16 protein-coding genes are annotated in these 15,201 nt (G+C 58.3%); 6 read left to right on the forward strand and 10 right to left on the reverse strand.

Going from position 1 to position 15,201, the window contains the following annotated elements; all coding sequences use genetic code 11:
* Positions 1–34 precede the first annotated feature (34 nt).
* Entirely contained in the window at positions 35–700 is a 666-nt protein-coding gene (locus HU773_RS16170) for a fimbria/pilus periplasmic chaperone (RefSeq protein WP_307830297.1), read from the reverse strand.
* 153 nt (positions 701–853) lie between these two features.
* Positions 854–1,402 (reverse strand): fimbrial protein, encoded by a 549-nt coding sequence (locus HU773_RS16175; RefSeq protein ID WP_057959903.1) that lies wholly within the window; start codon positions 1,400–1,402, stop codon positions 854–856.
* 252 nt (positions 1,403–1,654) lie between these two features.
* Here HU773_RS16175 and HU773_RS27570 point away from each other — a divergent pair, with 252 nt between their 5' ends.
* Entirely contained in the window at positions 1,655–1,789 is a 135-nt protein-coding gene (locus HU773_RS27570; protein ID WP_258571518.1) for a hypothetical protein, read from the forward strand.
* A 14-nt stretch (positions 1,790–1,803) separates the two neighbouring features.
* Here the strand turns inward: HU773_RS27570 and HU773_RS16180 are convergent, their stop codons facing one another.
* The 5 genes from HU773_RS16180 to HU773_RS16200 form a co-directional block, all read right to left on the reverse strand.
* Positions 1,804–4,152, reverse strand: coding sequence for an ATP-binding protein (locus HU773_RS16180; protein WP_057959904.1), 2,349 nt, complete (start codon positions 4,150–4,152; stop codon positions 1,804–1,806).
* Positions 4,149–6,536 carry an ATP-binding protein gene (locus HU773_RS16185; protein WP_081044264.1) on the reverse strand — a complete coding sequence of 796 codons (2,388 nt, stop codon included), beginning with the start codon at positions 6,534–6,536 and terminating at the stop codon, positions 4,149–4,151. The genes HU773_RS16180 and HU773_RS16185 overlap by 4 nt, the downstream gene beginning before the upstream one ends.
* Positions 6,533–7,198, reverse strand: a complete 666-nt coding sequence (locus HU773_RS16190) for a response regulator transcription factor (RefSeq protein WP_057959906.1) — start codon at positions 7,196–7,198, stop codon at positions 6,533–6,535. The genes HU773_RS16185 and HU773_RS16190 overlap by 4 nt, the downstream gene beginning before the upstream one ends.
* Before the next feature lie 113 nt (positions 7,199–7,311).
* Entirely contained in the window at positions 7,312–7,977 is a 666-nt protein-coding gene (locus HU773_RS16195) for a response regulator transcription factor (RefSeq protein ID WP_057959907.1), read from the reverse strand.
* A gap of 381 nt (positions 7,978–8,358) precedes the next feature.
* On the reverse strand, positions 8,359–9,693 hold the full coding sequence (locus tag HU773_RS16200; protein ID WP_057959908.1) for an EAL domain-containing protein: 1,335 nt from the start codon (positions 9,691–9,693) through the stop codon (positions 8,359–8,361).
* Between the two features lie 273 nt (positions 9,694–9,966).
* Between HU773_RS16200 and proP the strand changes: the two genes are divergently transcribed.
* Positions 9,967–11,469, forward strand: coding sequence for a glycine betaine/L-proline transporter ProP (gene proP / locus HU773_RS16205; protein WP_057959909.1), 1,503 nt, complete (start codon positions 9,967–9,969; stop codon positions 11,467–11,469).
* Positions 11,470–11,783: 314 nt separating this feature from the next.
* On the opposite strand, the gene HU773_RS16210 is transcribed toward proP, so the two are convergent.
* Both HU773_RS16210 and HU773_RS16215 read right to left on the reverse strand, forming a co-directional pair.
* On the reverse strand, positions 11,784–12,116 hold the full coding sequence (locus HU773_RS16210) for a DUF2790 domain-containing protein (RefSeq protein ID WP_057959910.1): 333 nt from the start codon (positions 12,114–12,116) through the stop codon (positions 11,784–11,786).
* 214 nt (positions 12,117–12,330) lie between these two features.
* Entirely contained in the window at positions 12,331–12,534 is a 204-nt protein-coding gene (locus HU773_RS16215; protein WP_186625907.1) for a hypothetical protein, read from the reverse strand.
* A gap of 145 nt (positions 12,535–12,679) precedes the next feature.
* On the opposite strand from HU773_RS16215, the gene HU773_RS16220 reads away from it, so the two are divergent.
* From HU773_RS16220 to HU773_RS27450, 3 genes are read left to right on the forward strand one after another with little or no spacing between them, the layout of a single operon-like run.
* Positions 12,680–13,285 carry a hypothetical protein gene (locus HU773_RS16220; RefSeq protein WP_057959912.1) on the forward strand — a complete coding sequence of 202 codons (606 nt, stop codon included), beginning with the start codon at positions 12,680–12,682 and terminating at the stop codon, positions 13,283–13,285.
* A 50-nt stretch (positions 13,286–13,335) separates the two neighbouring features.
* Positions 13,336–13,857 carry a GNAT family N-acetyltransferase gene (locus tag HU773_RS16225; protein WP_057959913.1) on the forward strand — a complete coding sequence of 174 codons (522 nt, stop codon included), beginning with the start codon at positions 13,336–13,338 and terminating at the stop codon, positions 13,855–13,857.
* Between the two features lie 54 nt (positions 13,858–13,911).
* The gene (locus tag HU773_RS27450; RefSeq protein WP_057959914.1) at positions 13,912–14,160 is read left to right on the forward strand and encodes a DUF6434 domain-containing protein; all 249 of its coding nucleotides are present in this window, start codon (positions 13,912–13,914) and stop codon (positions 14,158–14,160) included.
* Here HU773_RS27450 and HU773_RS16230 read toward each other — a convergent pair.
* On the reverse strand, positions 14,113–14,634 hold the full coding sequence (locus HU773_RS16230; RefSeq protein ID WP_057959915.1) for a DUF2938 domain-containing protein: 522 nt from the start codon (positions 14,632–14,634) through the stop codon (positions 14,113–14,115). The genes HU773_RS27450 and HU773_RS16230 overlap by 48 nt on opposite strands.
* Positions 14,635–14,705: 71 nt before the next feature.
* On the opposite strand from HU773_RS16230, the gene HU773_RS16235 reads away from it, so the two are divergent.
* Positions 14,706–15,173, forward strand: coding sequence for a helix-turn-helix domain-containing protein (locus tag HU773_RS16235; RefSeq protein ID WP_186625906.1), 468 nt, complete (start codon positions 14,706–14,708; stop codon positions 15,171–15,173).
* The last annotated feature ends 28 nt before the right edge of the window (positions 15,174–15,201 follow it).

The raw sequence follows: 15,201 nt of genomic DNA on the forward strand, positions 1-15,201 counted from the left end.
TAAATGACTCGCGACTAAAAAACTTGAGGTTTAATCAGGGCTTGAGTGCTTTACGGGTCGGGATCAGTGCGCCGTAATCGTTGATAGCGCTGAACTCCACCTGAGCCCCCGCAGCCGGTCGGACCTTGAGCGTTGGGAGCACAAATTGGCGGGTTTCACCCGGAGCGATCATGCCGTCTTCACTGCGCTCACGCTGGGCGCCAGCCACCAGTTCCAACTCGATCAGCGAAACATGGAACGCCGACGGATTGAAGGCCTGCAAGGCCAAGCCTTGCCCATCGCGTGCGGGCACCAATTGCCACTGCACCTGCTCGATCGCCTCGCTGGCAGTGCCTGGCAAGCCGGTCGGGCGATAAAACAATTTGATCCGCGAACGGAATGCCATTTGCAGCGTATTGATATCTGCACCCGCCTCGGGCTTGGGTGGAATTTCCAATACGTTGAGCCAGAACACCGACTCTTTGTCCTGGGCCATGGGAGCCCCGGTAAACAACACCCGCAGGCTTTGGCCCTTGGTCGGATCGATGCGCGCCACCGGCGGTGAAAGCAGGAACGGCGCCTTGGAGCTGGTCGGAGTCGACTCGACGCTGCCGGTGTCGATCCACGACTGGATCAGCGCTGGCTGCGTGCCATTGTTGTTGAGTTTTACCGTGATTTCTTTCTGGTCCGCCGGGTAGAGCAGGCGAGTTCCGGTAATCACTACACCCCCGATAGCCTGGGAACACGTCAGTGTCACAAGGCTTGCCAGGAGCAATTGTCTGAGGGCAGATATGCAAGGCATTACGTAATCCCGTTGCTGCCTGGAAGCACGCCCTTTTGTCGCTGAACAGGGCGTGTGTCCATGAGCGGCGACTTACTGATAATTGATGGAGTAAGTCACGGAGCCAACTACGGTACCCGGAGTGGTCGGGGCTTGAGCGTAGTACTGGACAGCGTATGGCAGGATGGCGGCCTTGGAGGTTGCATCGATGGCAATACGGCTGGTGGAAGTGACCTGCGCAGTGTTGCCGGCCTTGATCGCGTTGCCATTGGTTGCGTCAACCAATTGCAGCTGAACCTGGGTGGCAGTACCGCTCACGTTCTTCAGGTTGCCGCTGGTTGCATCAACGCTGCCGCTCGACTCAAAGAATGCAGCAGCTGTTTTCAGCGCGGCAGAACAATCGCTCAGCTCGATATTGAAACCGGTCTGGCCTGCCACTTGGCCTTTTGCTCCCAGGGCAGCGGTAGAGACGGTTGGCAGCGTGACAGTCGACGGGCTCGCACCAGCCGCGCCGTTAACCGCAACCTTGCAGGTTTCGGCTTTCAGTTCGCCGTTGAAATCGATTTTGCCGTCTGAAGCCAGAGCAACGGTAGAGGCGGTGGCAGCGACCAGTACAGCGAGGGCGCGAGCTTTGTAATTCATGAGTAACTCCGAGAGAGCGATGTTCTACAGTAAGTTATAAAGCTTCCGTTTATCGGAGAGCTTCTGTGCTGTTGCGGGGCTGAGTTTAGGGAGCCCACATCGAACTCAATATAGGAGCGCTCTGAAAAACAATTGAGCACGGAAAATTCCCAACAATTAAAACCACTATAAAACTTACTGTCGCACTGCACTATTTAATGGAAAAACATTAGTAACCCGTCTATAGGAGCACTCCTAAAAACAGGCGCTGCAATGTTTATCAATGCAGAAGCAGCGAACAACCGGTGGCCGCCATCGAGTTTTATCGAGGCGGTGAGGCAGATGTTGCGGCAGGGCATGCAATTCGCGGCGATTGCCTCATTCCCAGATCAGCCTGTCCTGCTGTGAAGCCCCTACTCTACCTAGGCTCCGCAGGGAAGCCCGGCCCTGTGCTCAAGCAGGCTACGGGCATGGCCCGCAACCGCTTCTGCTGGCCAGTTCACTTCGTCCTGCAACAGCACTTCGATACGCTGCGCGGTGGCCGCGAAGTCCTCCCAGCCGACGTCCAACGCGGCAGTGCGCAGTCTGTGTAGCGCCTCCAGCGCCATGCCGCGATCGCGCAGGGCAAGTAGTTCTATGAGGCGGTTAAGTTCCTGGCGCACAGCCTCCGGCGACCCTGGAGTTTCCAGGTACTCTGCAACTTGCGGCGCCGGGGTTACTTCGCACCAGAGTTCAATCATCTGCTGCAACATGGCCTGTTGGACCGGTTTGCTCAGTACACCATCCATACCGGCATCGAAACAACGTTGCAGGTATTCATTCCCGCTAAATTGCGAGAGCGCGATGATCGGGCAATATGAGCGTTCCTGTTGGAGCTGCGACTCACGAAACGCGCTGACCATGCCCTCGGCGTCGCCCTCTGGCGAGTCACAGTCGATCAGCACCATATCGACCCGGTGCGCACTGAACAACGCCACCGCCTGGTCGGCATCAGCCGCCAGCAGCGCCGCGCAACCAAGGCTGTCGAGTTGTGCCTGCAACACTTGCCGACTGGGTAGCGAGTCGTCCACCACCAACACCTGCAAACCGTTAGCCGATTCCGCGCTCGGCGCAGGCTCAGGTGCCGGCAGTTGCGGGGAAACAGCCCGCTCAACTGGCAACCACACCTCGACCTGGGTACCGACCCCCTGCAAGCTGCTGAGCACCAACCTGCCGCGCATCAAGCTGACCAGGCGCCGGCAGATCACCAGGCCCAGGCCGGTACCGCCAGTGCGCCGATAGGATTGCTTGGCCTGGGCATACGGCCGGAACAGCGAGGCTTGCGCCTGCTTGGACAAGCCTATGCCCGTATCGATGACCCGGATCACCAGCTGTCGCACCTCGACCGCAGGCTTTTCCAGCTGTTGCAACTGCACCTCTACCCGGCCCACATCGGTGAACTTGACGGCGTTGCAGATCAGGTTGCGCAGCACCTGCGCCAGACGCAGTTCGTCCAGCAACAATGGGGCGCCGGGACGCTCGCCGGTGACGAGCAGCTCAATGCCCTTTTCCTGTGCTTGCGCTCGATGCTCATCGACTATCCGCAAGACCAGCGCCCATAGGTCCACCGGTTCAAGATTGAGGGCCAGTTGCCCGGCTTCCATCTTGGAGATATCCAGCACATCATCCACCAGCCGCAGCAAGGTATTGGCGCCGCTATTGGCCAAGCTGGTGAAATGTCGCTGCTGCTCATCGAGCGGGGTGTGCTCCAGCAGTTCCACGGCGGCCAACACTGCGTTCATCGGCGAACGCACTTCATGGCTGATGACCGCCAGGAACATCGCCTTCTCCCGTTCGCTGTTCATGGCCTGGCGCCGTTGCAGGCGACTTTGCACGACCAGCCCGACGAGCACTGCCACCACGGCCAGCAGCAACCACAGCTCACCTTGGTAGTGCTCGGCAATGGCCTTGACGGTGGGAATATCCAGGTCCATATCCACAAACCAGGCGTCATAGATCGCCTTGCGCTCTTCGCCGCTGATGGACGCCAGCACCTTGTCCAAAATAGACAGCAGGAGCACATCGCTGTCACGTACTGCCATGCTCACGCCGGTATGCAGCGACGGCAGCACCCCAGAAATCTGCAGTACCCCATGATATTGGCGGGACAGGTAGGGAATCAGCAGCCATTCCGAAGCAATCGCCGCGTCCGTGCGGCCGTCCTTGACCATCGCCATCATGTCCAGCGCATTCAGGGCTGAAACAATGGTTATCCCCGGGGCCTTACGCTTCAAAAAAGCGACGTAATCCTCCTCACGCCCCAGCACCACCACCCGCTTGCCGGCGAGTTGCTCCAAGTCGGCAAACGGTTGATCGCCAAAACGGCTGACCATAACGGTCGAGCTGGTGTTGTAGGGCGCGGTGTAACGCAGCCCGAGATCCTTTGCCGGGTCATCATCCCGGCGCCGGGTGGACAAGATATCGACTTCGCCGCTGATCAGCATGTCCTTGCGGGCGCTGCGCGTAGTGGTGGTGACGGGTTCGAAATACAGGCCCGTGCGCGATGCAATCAACCCCAGGTATTTGGCTGACAACCCTCTGAGTTGGCCATTGCTGATGTATTCAAAAGGCTGCAAGTTATCGAATACGCCAACACGCAGCACCGGATGGGCGGCAATCCAATCACGCTCCTGCTGGGTCAAGTCCAGCGGCGTCGGGCCTGCCTGCACCCCGACGCCCAGGTTTCCCAACACGAACGCTATCAGCAGCAGGCGTAGCAATTTGGCGTTCATCGCTGGGTCACCCGCGAGGCACGCGCGGGCGGCAGCACTTCCAGGGGAGCATCCCCGCCCAAGGCCCGCCAATGCTCAACCAACGCCCGCAGGGCCTGGGCGTAGGCCGGGCAATCCCAGCCCTCCTGCGCGCGCAGCAGGCGCTCCAGATGCTCGGCACTCTGCCCCAGGGCCAGCCACTCCATAATCAGCGCAGCACCGTGCAGACGATGGGCAACGTGGACGGCGCTGGGGCGGTCACAGAGCGCTATGGCCTTGATCAGGCTCCCCAGGTCACTGGCCATCTCCCGATTGATCGCCGCCTGATCCAGTTGAGGGGCCATCAGGCTCGCACGAGGTGCAGCCAGGGTGACGTCGCACCAGCGCTCGATCACTTCGCGCAGTTGCCCAAGGCGTATCGGCTTGCTCAATGCGGCGTCCATCCCAGCATCCATGCAACGTTTGAGGTGCTGTTCACCGGTCAGGGCAGAAATGGCAATGATTGGGCAGCGTGGACGCCCCAAGCCGCGCTCGAACTCACGCAGTTCGCGAACCAGGCTGTAACCGTCCTGGTCCGGCAGGTCACAGTCCATCAGAATCAATTGGTAGGCCTGCTGCACGAACAAGCTGTGGGCCTGGGCGGCATCGGCGGCGATCACCGCCTCGCAGCCAAAGCCGCCGATCTGCGCCCGCAGCACTTCCTGGTTGGCCAGGGTGTCTTCCACGACCAGGATTTGCAGGCCGTCCGTCTCGGCCTCTGGCGCGGACTGCTGAACCTGCGGTGGTTCAGCAGTCTGGGGGGCAACCGTTACCGGCACGCAGAGGATGAAGGTCGTGCCAACCCCCGGCTCACTGCTGAGTGTCAACGACCCCTGCATCAAGTTCGCCAGTTGCTGGCAGATCACCAGGCCCAGCCCGGTACCACCGGAGCGCTTGTAGGATTGACTGGCCTGGGCATATGGCCGGAACAACGACGCCTGTACCGCTTCACTGATACCGATCCCGGTGTCGCGCACCTTGACTTGCAACTGTTGACCACCGGCCGGTAGGGCCAACAGGTACAGCTTGATGTCGACACCGCCGACATCGGTGAACTTGATGGCATTGGAAAGCAGGTTATGAAGAATCTGCGTCAGGCGGGAGCTGTCGAGTAACAGCAAGGGCAGCGCGGTGTGGATGCTCACATTCAGGCTCAGGTGCTTTTCCCGGGCGCGCAGGCGGTGCAAGCCAACTACACCCTGCACCAGCGCCGTCACATCGGTCGGTTCAATGCTCAGGCGCAACGCCCGCGCACCCGAGCCTGGCGTGTCCAGCACGTTATCCAGCAAACGCACCAACGCATTGGCGCCGCCATTGGCAAGGTGCACAAAGTGGCGCTGCTGTTCATTGAGCCGGGTGTGCCCCAATAACTCCATGGCCGCCAGCACGGCATTCATAGGCGAACGGATTTCATGGCCCATGACCGCCAGAAACATGGTTTTTTCCTGCTCGTTGCGCACAGCCTGACGCCACCGGAGATGGCCGCGATAGACCAGCACACACAGGCTGGCCAGCAGCAACGCCCCCATGATCAGTACATGCCAGTAGTGGCTGGAGACGGCAACCAGGGTTGGAACATCCAGACCCAGGTCGTGATACCAGTGCTCGTACATCTCATTGCGTTGCTCGGCAGTGATCGAGCCCAGGACTTTTTCGAGGATCGAATGCAGCAGCGCTTGGTCCGAGCGAACCGCCATGCTGACATCCAGCATCTGGCTGCCGACCACACCTGAAGCCTCCAGGATGCCCTGGAACTGGCGGTACAGATAAGGCATCAGGAAGATTTCCGTGGCAACGACCGCGTCAGCACTGCCGTCCCGGACGCGGGTCAGCATCTCCAGGGCCGATTTGCTTTTGATCAGCGTGACCTCGATCCCTGATGCTCCGACGATCTCTTCGTAATGATCCACGTCGGGAACCATCACGGTTTTGCCATGCAGTTGGTCGAGGTCGAAAATATCCGGGTCTTCGAAGCGCGTCACGATGATCGGCGAGGTGGTCTGGTAGGTCAGCAAGGCAAGGCCCTTGGTGGCCGGCTCAGTCCTGAAACGCAAGTAAGAGGACAGCAGATCCACCTGGCCATCGAGGAGCATTTGCTCGCGTATCTCAATGGTCTTTCCCGGGACATAGGTGAATTCAAGGCCGGTGGCATCGGTCACCAATTGCAGGTAATGCGCTGAGCGTCCCTGCAGGGTGCCATCACGCATGTACTCAAAAGGTATCAGGTCTTCGACCACGCCCACCCGCAACACCGGATGCTGCTGTATCCAGCGCTGCTCCTGCTCGCTCAGTTGAACCGGGCCAGCAGCGAAGACGGTCCCTCCAAGCGACCACAACAGCACGCCCCCCAGCCACCACCGCCTCATGGCGAGCCAATGATTTTGTTGAGCTTGAACAGTTCGTTGTTCGACGTAACCCCCAGCTTGCGAAACGCCGTGGTTTTCTGGGTGCTGATGGTCTTGATGCTGCGATTGAACTTCTCGGCAATTTCAGTGATGGTCATGCCCGCCAGATAACAACGAATGACCTCCTGCTCGCGACTGGTCAACTCCGCCAGGATCAGGGCGTCGGGCACTTCGCCAGGGCCTTTGCGGGTATCACTGGTGACGGTTTCGGCCAGGCGATAGGTCATGTCAGGACTCAGGTACACCGCCCCCGACGCCACTTTGCGAATGGCCTTGACCAACTGGTCCATGTCCTCACCCTTGCCGACAAACCCGCGGGCTCCGACACGCATGGCCAGGCCCACGGTCGCCGGGTCGTGATGGGTGGACAACACAAGGATGTGGCTAGCAGGAAACTTGACTCGCAAGGCACGGATCAATGACACGCCGTCCAACTCCTCGGGACTCAGGGAGAAATCCAGTAGCAGCAAGTCTGCAGGCGCTGTGGCGAGACCGGCAATCAGGTCGCGGCTGCGCTCATAAATGCCTACTACTTCAAAGTTCGCCTCGGCCGCCAGGGTATTGGCCAGACCATGTCGAACAACCGCGTGATCATCCAACAAAGCAATACGTATAGATTTCATTATGATCGAGCCCACTCAACCCAGCGCAAACCGCGCTGCCGAAAACAGGGATACCCAACGATAGAACAGTATATGCAATAACCGGCAAATGACACGGCGCCAGCCCGCCAGGTTCAGATACCTTCAATGAGGTGCTTGATCTTGAATAGCTCGTTGTTCGATATCACACCCAACTTGCGAAATGCCGAAGCCTTTTGGGTGCTGATGGTCTTGATGCTACGGCTGAATTTCTCAGCAATTTCGGTGATGGTCATGCCCGTCAGATAACAGCGAATCACTTCCTGCTCACGGGCAGAGAGACTGACAAAGCGCAACGCATCCTCGCGATTGCGCGCCTCGCCGTCATAGTTGACCGCAGTGGCTTCGGCAACCCTGTAGGCCATGTCCGGGCTCAGGTAAACCGCCCCCGACGCCACCAGCCGGACGGCGTCGACCAACTGGCCCATGTCTTCACCCTTGCCGAGAAATCCCCGGGCACCGGCACGCAAGGCCAGGATCACGGTAGCGGCGTCATGGTGCGTAGAGAACACCAGGATGCGGCATTGTGGAAACTTCACCCGTAACGCTCGAATCAGTAACACGCCGTCCAACTCGCTGGGCCCCAGGACATAGTCCAGCAACAGCACCTGCGCCGGGTCCTTGGCCAACCCTGCCAACAGTTCACGCGTCCGAGCGTAGACACCGACCACTTCAAAATCAGGTTCCTGCAGCAATCGATTGACCAGGCCATGTCGCACGATTGCATGATCATCCAGCAAAGCAATTTGTAAGCGTTTCATAGATCACAGGACACTCTGTATAACGAGCAAAAAGATGAAAAATAACGCTATTTCATCATTGGTAAGTTGCCGCCAGGGAAGACGGACCTACAACATCAATTCCATCCGTGCAACTGAGCCATCGCACATTAAAAACAAACAGGCGAACTTTCGATCAGGCAATACAACACCCACCGGCAAACTTTAAGTTGCCAGGCAAGTAGTCGACTTTTTGAGATTCAAGACATCCAGCAGTGGTTATCGAATGGGCAGAGCAGTTAACTCCAGCGGCATACAATATAAAAAAATCGATGATGGAAATTTAAGGCCATGACGAAACAATTGAAATAAGAGCACTCCTAAAAACCGCCTCCTCCCAGAGCCAGACGGACAGAAATATTTTTACGGGTGTTTCCCCCGCTCAATCAGGAAGCTCAAGAAGGCCTCGATTTCCATCGGCCGCGCCAGCGCATAACCCTGCCCGACGCGGCAGCCCAGGCGATGCAGTAAAGGGATCGTGGACTCATCCTCAATGCCCTCGGCCACCAGGTTCAGATTCAGCAGGCCGGCCCAACTGACGATGCCCGCAATCACCTTGCGTGATGAGGAATGCTGCTCTACAGCACGCACGAATGAGCCGTCGATTTTCATCTCATCGAACGATAGGTTCGCCAACAGGTTCAGCGTAGCCGCGCCGGTACCAAAATCATCCAGGGACACCTGGAAACCCTTGGCGCGGATCGCCGTCAGTGATGCCGAAAGATGAAGCTCATCCGGTTCGTGTACGTCCTCGGTAAGCTCGATTTTCAGCAAACGGTTCGGTAAGCCGGCCTGCTGCATCCGTGTGGCAAGGCGATCGGCAAAATGTGGGGTGCAAATGGTTTTTGCCGATGCATTCACCGCGATGGGGATCAGGATGTTTTCACGCTTGAGCGCCAGCATCGCCCTGATGCTCCACATTTCCACCAGGCTGAACAGCAACAGGTCCAGGCCCAGTCGGTTAACCAACGGCATCAGCACCGACGGCGGGATTTCACCAAAGCGCGGGTGCTTCCAGCGCACCAGCGCCTCAGCCCCCACTACACGCCGGCTCAACAGCTCGAATTGTGGCTGGAACACAAAACGCAATCCCTCCCCCGTGGTCAGCGCGTTGATCACTTCATCTTCGGCCAAGGCGTCGAATGTGGTCATGCACAACTGCGGGTCCGGTTTCGCCCGGGTCAGCACCACGGCTCGCAAGGCATCGCCCAGTTCCAGGGTTGCGCCTTCACGCAGAATTTCCACCAGGATCCCTGCAGCCCGGGCCAATCGTGCATGAGACTCCAACGCACTGATGGCCACCCCCCCCATGTACTTGATCCAGAACTGCTGGGTGCCAGTATGCGGGGCAGTCACGCTGCCCCCTTTCACATCGCGCAGTTGGGCATTCAAGGTGGCTTTGCCGGTCCAGAAGATACTCGGCAACTGCGCCACGGCACCGGCTTCGTGCAGCCCCTTGAGCAGGCTTGGCAGCATCAGCCCATCATCACATCCCGGGAGAATTTCGCAGACGATGACGTCCACCGGCTGTTCCAACAGCCATGCCTCCACGTCCTTCAACGATTGAGCATTGGTCAGCGCTGTAACGCCCATACTGCTCAGCGCGCCGGCTAACCGATCGGCACAGGTGACGTCAGCTGCCAACGTGATAACGCGTAGGGCGTTGAACTCCTCAGACACGGCGGCATTTACGATCATGACAAAAATTTCCCGATACTTTTCCAGAAAAAAAGCTTAGCAGTACCAAAAAAGATGCAAATAGGACTGGGACTAAAAGTACCCTTGTTCGCGGGGAGACCCACAACGAAGCGCTGATCGGTAGGGATCAGAGCTGGCCAATGCGCGCTGATAGGCGCGCTAGTGAAAAATAACGTCGAGCGATGAATTATTTAGTGTCCTCATGTATCTGACCCAATAGACCATGCCATTAAAACAATGGCATCGACACCGATCAGCAACAGAGTGACCTGTATGAAATCGCGCAAGAAAAGTGTCGGCCCTATCGGGTTGAAAGACATCACCATTGTCGACGACGCCAAGATGCGCAAGGCGATCACCGCCGCGGCGCTGGGCAATGCCATGGAGTGGTTCGACTTCGGCGTGTATGGCTTTGTCGCCTTCGTACTGGGCAAGGTGTTCTTTCCCGGCGCCGACCCTGGCGTACAGATGATCGCAGCGTTGGCAACCTTTTCCGTGCCGTTCCTGATCCGCCCCCTGGGGGGCCTGTTCTTCGGTGCGTTGGGGGATAAATACGGGCGGCAAAAAGTCCTCGCGGCCACCATCGTGATCATGTCCCTCAGTACCTTTGCCATCGGCCTGATCCCGTCCTATGCCTCGATAGGCATCTGGGCGCCGATCCTGTTGCTGTTGGCCAAAATGGCCCAGGGTTTCTCGGTGGGCGGGGAATATACCGGTGCCTCGATCTTCGTCGCCGAATACGCACCCGACCGCAAGCGCGGCTTTCTCGGCAGCTGGCTGGACTTCGGCTCCATTGCCGGCTTTGTACTCGGCGCCGGCGTGGTGGTCGGGATCTCGTCGGTACTGGGTGAAGAACAGTTCCTGGAATGGGGCTGGCGCCTGCCGTTTTTCCTCGCCCTGCCCCTGGGCATGATCGGCCTGTACCTGCGCCACGCCCTGGAGGAAACCCCGGCCTTCCAGCAGCACGTCGAGAAGCTCGAACAAGGTGACCGCGAAGGCCTGGCACGCGGCCCGCGCGTGTCGTTCAAGGAAATCGCCACCCAACACTGGCGCAGCCTGATGACCTGTGTCGGCGTGGTGGCGGTGACCAACGTCACCTACTACATGCTGCTCACCTACATGCCCAGCTACCTGACACACAACCTGCACTACAGCGAAAACCATGGCGTGCTGATCATCATCGCGATCATGGTGGGCATGCTGTTCGTGCAGCCCTTGATCGGCTTTATCAGCGACAAGGTCGGACGTCGGCCCTTTATCATCGCTGGCAGCATCGGCCTGCTGGCCCTGGCGATTCCGGCCTTTATGCTGATCAACAGCGGCAAGCTGGGGCTGATCTTTGCAGGCTTGCTGATACTGGCAGTGGTGCTGAACTTCTTTATCGGCGTGATGGCGTCTACCCTGCCGGCGATGTTCCCCACCCATATCCGCTATAGCGCCCTGGCCAGTGCATTCAACATCTCGGTGCTGATCGCCGGCCTGACCCCGACTGCCGTGGCCTGGCTGGTGGAAAGCACCAACGACCTGTATATGCCCGCCTACTACCTGATGGTCATTGCCGTGGTAGGCCTGGTCACCGGCCTGACCATGAAGGAAACCGCCAACAAACCCCTGCGCGGCGCGGCGCCGGCGGCGTCGGATATTGAAGAAGCTCGGGAGCTGTTGCAGGAACACCACGACAATATCGAACAGAAAATCGAAGACCTCGACGAGCAGATCGCCGAGCTGGAGGCCAAGCGCAAGAACCTGGCGCAACAGCATCCGCGGATTGACTGACTGATCCCACGGGGGATCTCATAGGGACAGAGAACTGTGGTCCCACCACAAATCCAATGTGGGAGCTGGCTTGCCTGCGATGTCGGCGGGTCAGCCACCCACTATAGTGATTGGTACACCGTCATCGCGGGCAAGCCCGCTCCCACAGGGGACCTCATTGGGGCAGAGAATTGTGGTCCCACCACAAATCCGATGTGGGAGCTGGCTTGCCTGAACTGGACGGCCCCTATGAGAAAAACCCGACGTGTGGGGCCATTTTCTTGAGCAGACGGTGCGTTACTCCCCTGCGGCGCAGGGCCCGCCGCGGCGTCCTTTCAGCGGCCATTGTTACGGCACAGCCCCATGACTTTATATTCGATGGTATTGAGCTTGCCGCTCGAGTCTTCGTAGGTCATCCGCGACGGTACGATGTCACAGGAGCGGATCGGCGGGGTCACGCTGACCACCTTGGCGATGTCCAGTTTCATCCCGTAGCGATAGTCCTGGACCACTGGCCGGTCCTTGCCATGTTTTAACGCGTAAGCCTCCATGGCTTTCTGGTTATCGCTCATCAACGCCTCAAATGCACGATCACTGCCTCCCGTGGCGAGCACGACCGTAGACAATGACAACGCCAATGCAGCAATACTCAGTTTCAACAGGTTCATCGGGTTTACCTCTCAAGTCACTCATTCCAGGCTTGAGATTAACGAACCGACCCTGTCAGCAAGGTAGCTTGATGATTACCTTTCTGTTATCCGCAACCAAACAGTGCCTGCAACGGCAACAAGCATCACCGACTAAGCGCCGACGCGGCCAGTTGTGCTACCCCGAGGGTGACTCCAGGCTCATCACCGTTCAGGTAAGGCTCAAACAGCGCCATCACTGGGCCCGGAACCTCAGAAAGCTCATGGCATACAGCCAACCACTGAGCATGGACAGGTAGATAGGGGTGTACGAAGCAACGGTGTAGTCCAATAAGAAGTTGAGCGCGGTCAACGCAATGGCGGCGCACAGGAATTGCGTGGGGGTAAACCGGCTCAGAAAGCGTTCCATTGCGGCATTCAAGGTGCGCAGGTACTTCATTGGTTTATCCCTGGAAATGGTGACGGCATCCGCACACTTACACCCGCCGATCCTGAAAAACACCAGAATAATGCTGCACAGAGCTGATGAGAATCAACCGCAGAAATGGCATAGTCGCCCGTACAGCAAATGGAGTAGGCCCCCGATGAAGCAATACATCCTCTACCCCCTCTTGGCGCTGCTCGCTGGATGCAGCAGCGGGCCGTATCTGCATCCCCAATCGGCAGTGGGCACCCATGCGTTACTCGAACGTACCTGCCCCGGCCCGAAAGCCGCAATGAGCTACGCCCCGCTCTCGGAAGAACTCGATTGGGTGCACGTATTGGTCTATGTAGCACCGCCCGGAACATCCAGCTGGCCAGGCAACCTGCGCTCAACCGACACAGAACTGCGCCTGTTTGGCCGGCTTTACATCCCCCCACGCCTGCGCAACCTGGACACCCCGGATCAACGCCGGGCGGCTTACAAACAAACTGACCCGCCGCTGTGGGTCAGCGCCGATTCGCCGTTGGTCACTGTTACGCTGGCGACAGGCGAGACCTATCAAGTCAGTATCGAACAACTGAAAACCGGCTTTGACCCCAAGAAGCAATCCAGCAGCAGCGGCAAGGGCACGGCCCTGGGCAAGGGCGATATGGATGATTTCACCCTCACCTTCCCGGCTATATTTGTGAACGGTGAAAAAGTGCCGATGGCGCCGATTCACTTCAAGAAACGCGAAGAGCGCTATGCACCGGTATTTAACTGTTGAGTGAAAAAATTCAGGACCTGCGTCCGACAATTCAGGCAAGGAGCAGTGCAGTGATCAGCATTCGGGAAGCAACCATAGAAGACATCCCCCTCCTTCAGGAACTCGGCATGAAGACATACCGAGAGCATTTCTCTGAAATCTGGACCGCTGCGGGCATGCAGAACTTCCTGAACGAAGATTTCTCGACCCGCGAAATGCAGAAATCCATCGAGTCGCCTGCCCATCACTGCTGGCTCATCGCATTTGACGAAACCAACCACGCCGTAGGCTTTTCAAAGGTCAACTGGTCCAAACCTATGCCCCTGCCTGGTCAGGTTGGCAGTGAGCTACAGAAAATTTACTTCCTCAAGTCACAGGCGGGCAAAGGCTACGGAAAGCAACTCTTGCAGCTTATCCACCAGTACGCAAAAGACCGTAAGGAAGGCTCTATCTGGTTGGATGTGCTGAAGTCCAATACCAGTGCACAGCGCTTTTATGAAAACTGCGGATTTGAGGCACTCGGCGAAATCCCGTTCAGTACCGACAAGGCCGACATCGGGATGGTTGTAATGCGCTGCGATCTTTCCCGGTAGACAAGGGTCACGCTTCTCATACCCGCAACGCGTTACATCACCCAAGGAATGGCAATGAGCTTCGACTGGCACTCCGGCCCCATCACCCGCACCACCCCACTGGACAAGCACTACAGGAATACACAGAAGGTGCGCCAGTTCCTGATCGGCGAGTGCGGGGAGTCATTCAAGTTCGATCGGGCGTTCATGGCCTGGATCAAGAGTAGCGAGCCCTTGACCATGGGGGACGTGGCGGATCAGTGGAATCGGACTCGATCATCCTTGCCCCAGGCACACCGACCCGGGAAAGAGTTGGATCAGTAACCAGCCCGCCACAAACAACCCGGCACCAAACGTGAGGTGGGCAAGCAGGCTTCGGCGCCTGGCTCGGTTCGGTGTCGGCGTCTTGGAAGCGGCGAAGCCGAAACCAAAGGCGGGCTGCATGATGCAGAACGGTGCAAGCACGCTGATCAAGCCCGTCAGTAACGCGGGCATCAGCGAGGGGCTGCAGAGCCAGGCCTGCCCTTGGAATGCCAGAAGCACCATCGCGAAGACAACACCGGTGACGTAGTGGAACCCCCAGCCAATCAGGCTTTCATGTCGGGTAGGGTGCGCAGCCACAATCGAGGCGTGGCGAAACTGTCCTTTGGGCATGTGGCCCAGCCAACGGCCGACAAGCCTGTAGTCCAGCGATGCGCTGCCAAATACCCGTGCTTGAATCAACGCTGACAGGTCCATGATCAACGTGGCCCCCAGCCCAACCAGCACCATACGCAGTACCATCTCAGCGGTTTCCATGTTATTTCCTCTTGCCTTTGGCCGGTTTTGATCCCGGCAGTCTGCAAGTTCAAGTCGACTTGAGGTCAAGCATGAAAGAAATGGATATCGGTGAAGTGGCACGCCGCTGCGGCCTACCGTCTTCGACCCTGCGGTACTACGAGGAAAAAGGCCTTATCCGCTCCATAGGTCGCCGTGGCCTGAGCCGGGTATTTGCTGCGGATGTACTTGAACGCCTGTCATTGATCACCCTCGGCCAGTCTGCGGCGTTTTCCCTGGACGATATCGCCACCATGCTGGACGCGGATGGCCAGCCGGCCATTGACCACCAGCGGCTGGCCGAAAAGGCTGATGAGCTGGACCGTACGATCCAGCAGCTCAGCGCCATACGTGATGGACTGCGGCGTGCTGCGGCCTGCCCTGTGGCGCGGCATATCGAGTGCGCGAACTTTCAAAAAATCCTGAGCGCTGTGAAGACGGGCAGCGTGAGGAGAAATACCAGCAACAGGTCTCAATCACACCTCAAGACCGCCAAGATCAAAGGGGGTCGAACCCCCTGAGGCGTGTCCACCAAGGTGCCCGACCAGC

This window comes from Pseudomonas shahriarae (genome assembly GCF_014268455.2).
GTDB lineage: Bacteria > Pseudomonadota > Gammaproteobacteria > Pseudomonadales > Pseudomonadaceae > Aquipseudomonas > Aquipseudomonas shahriarae.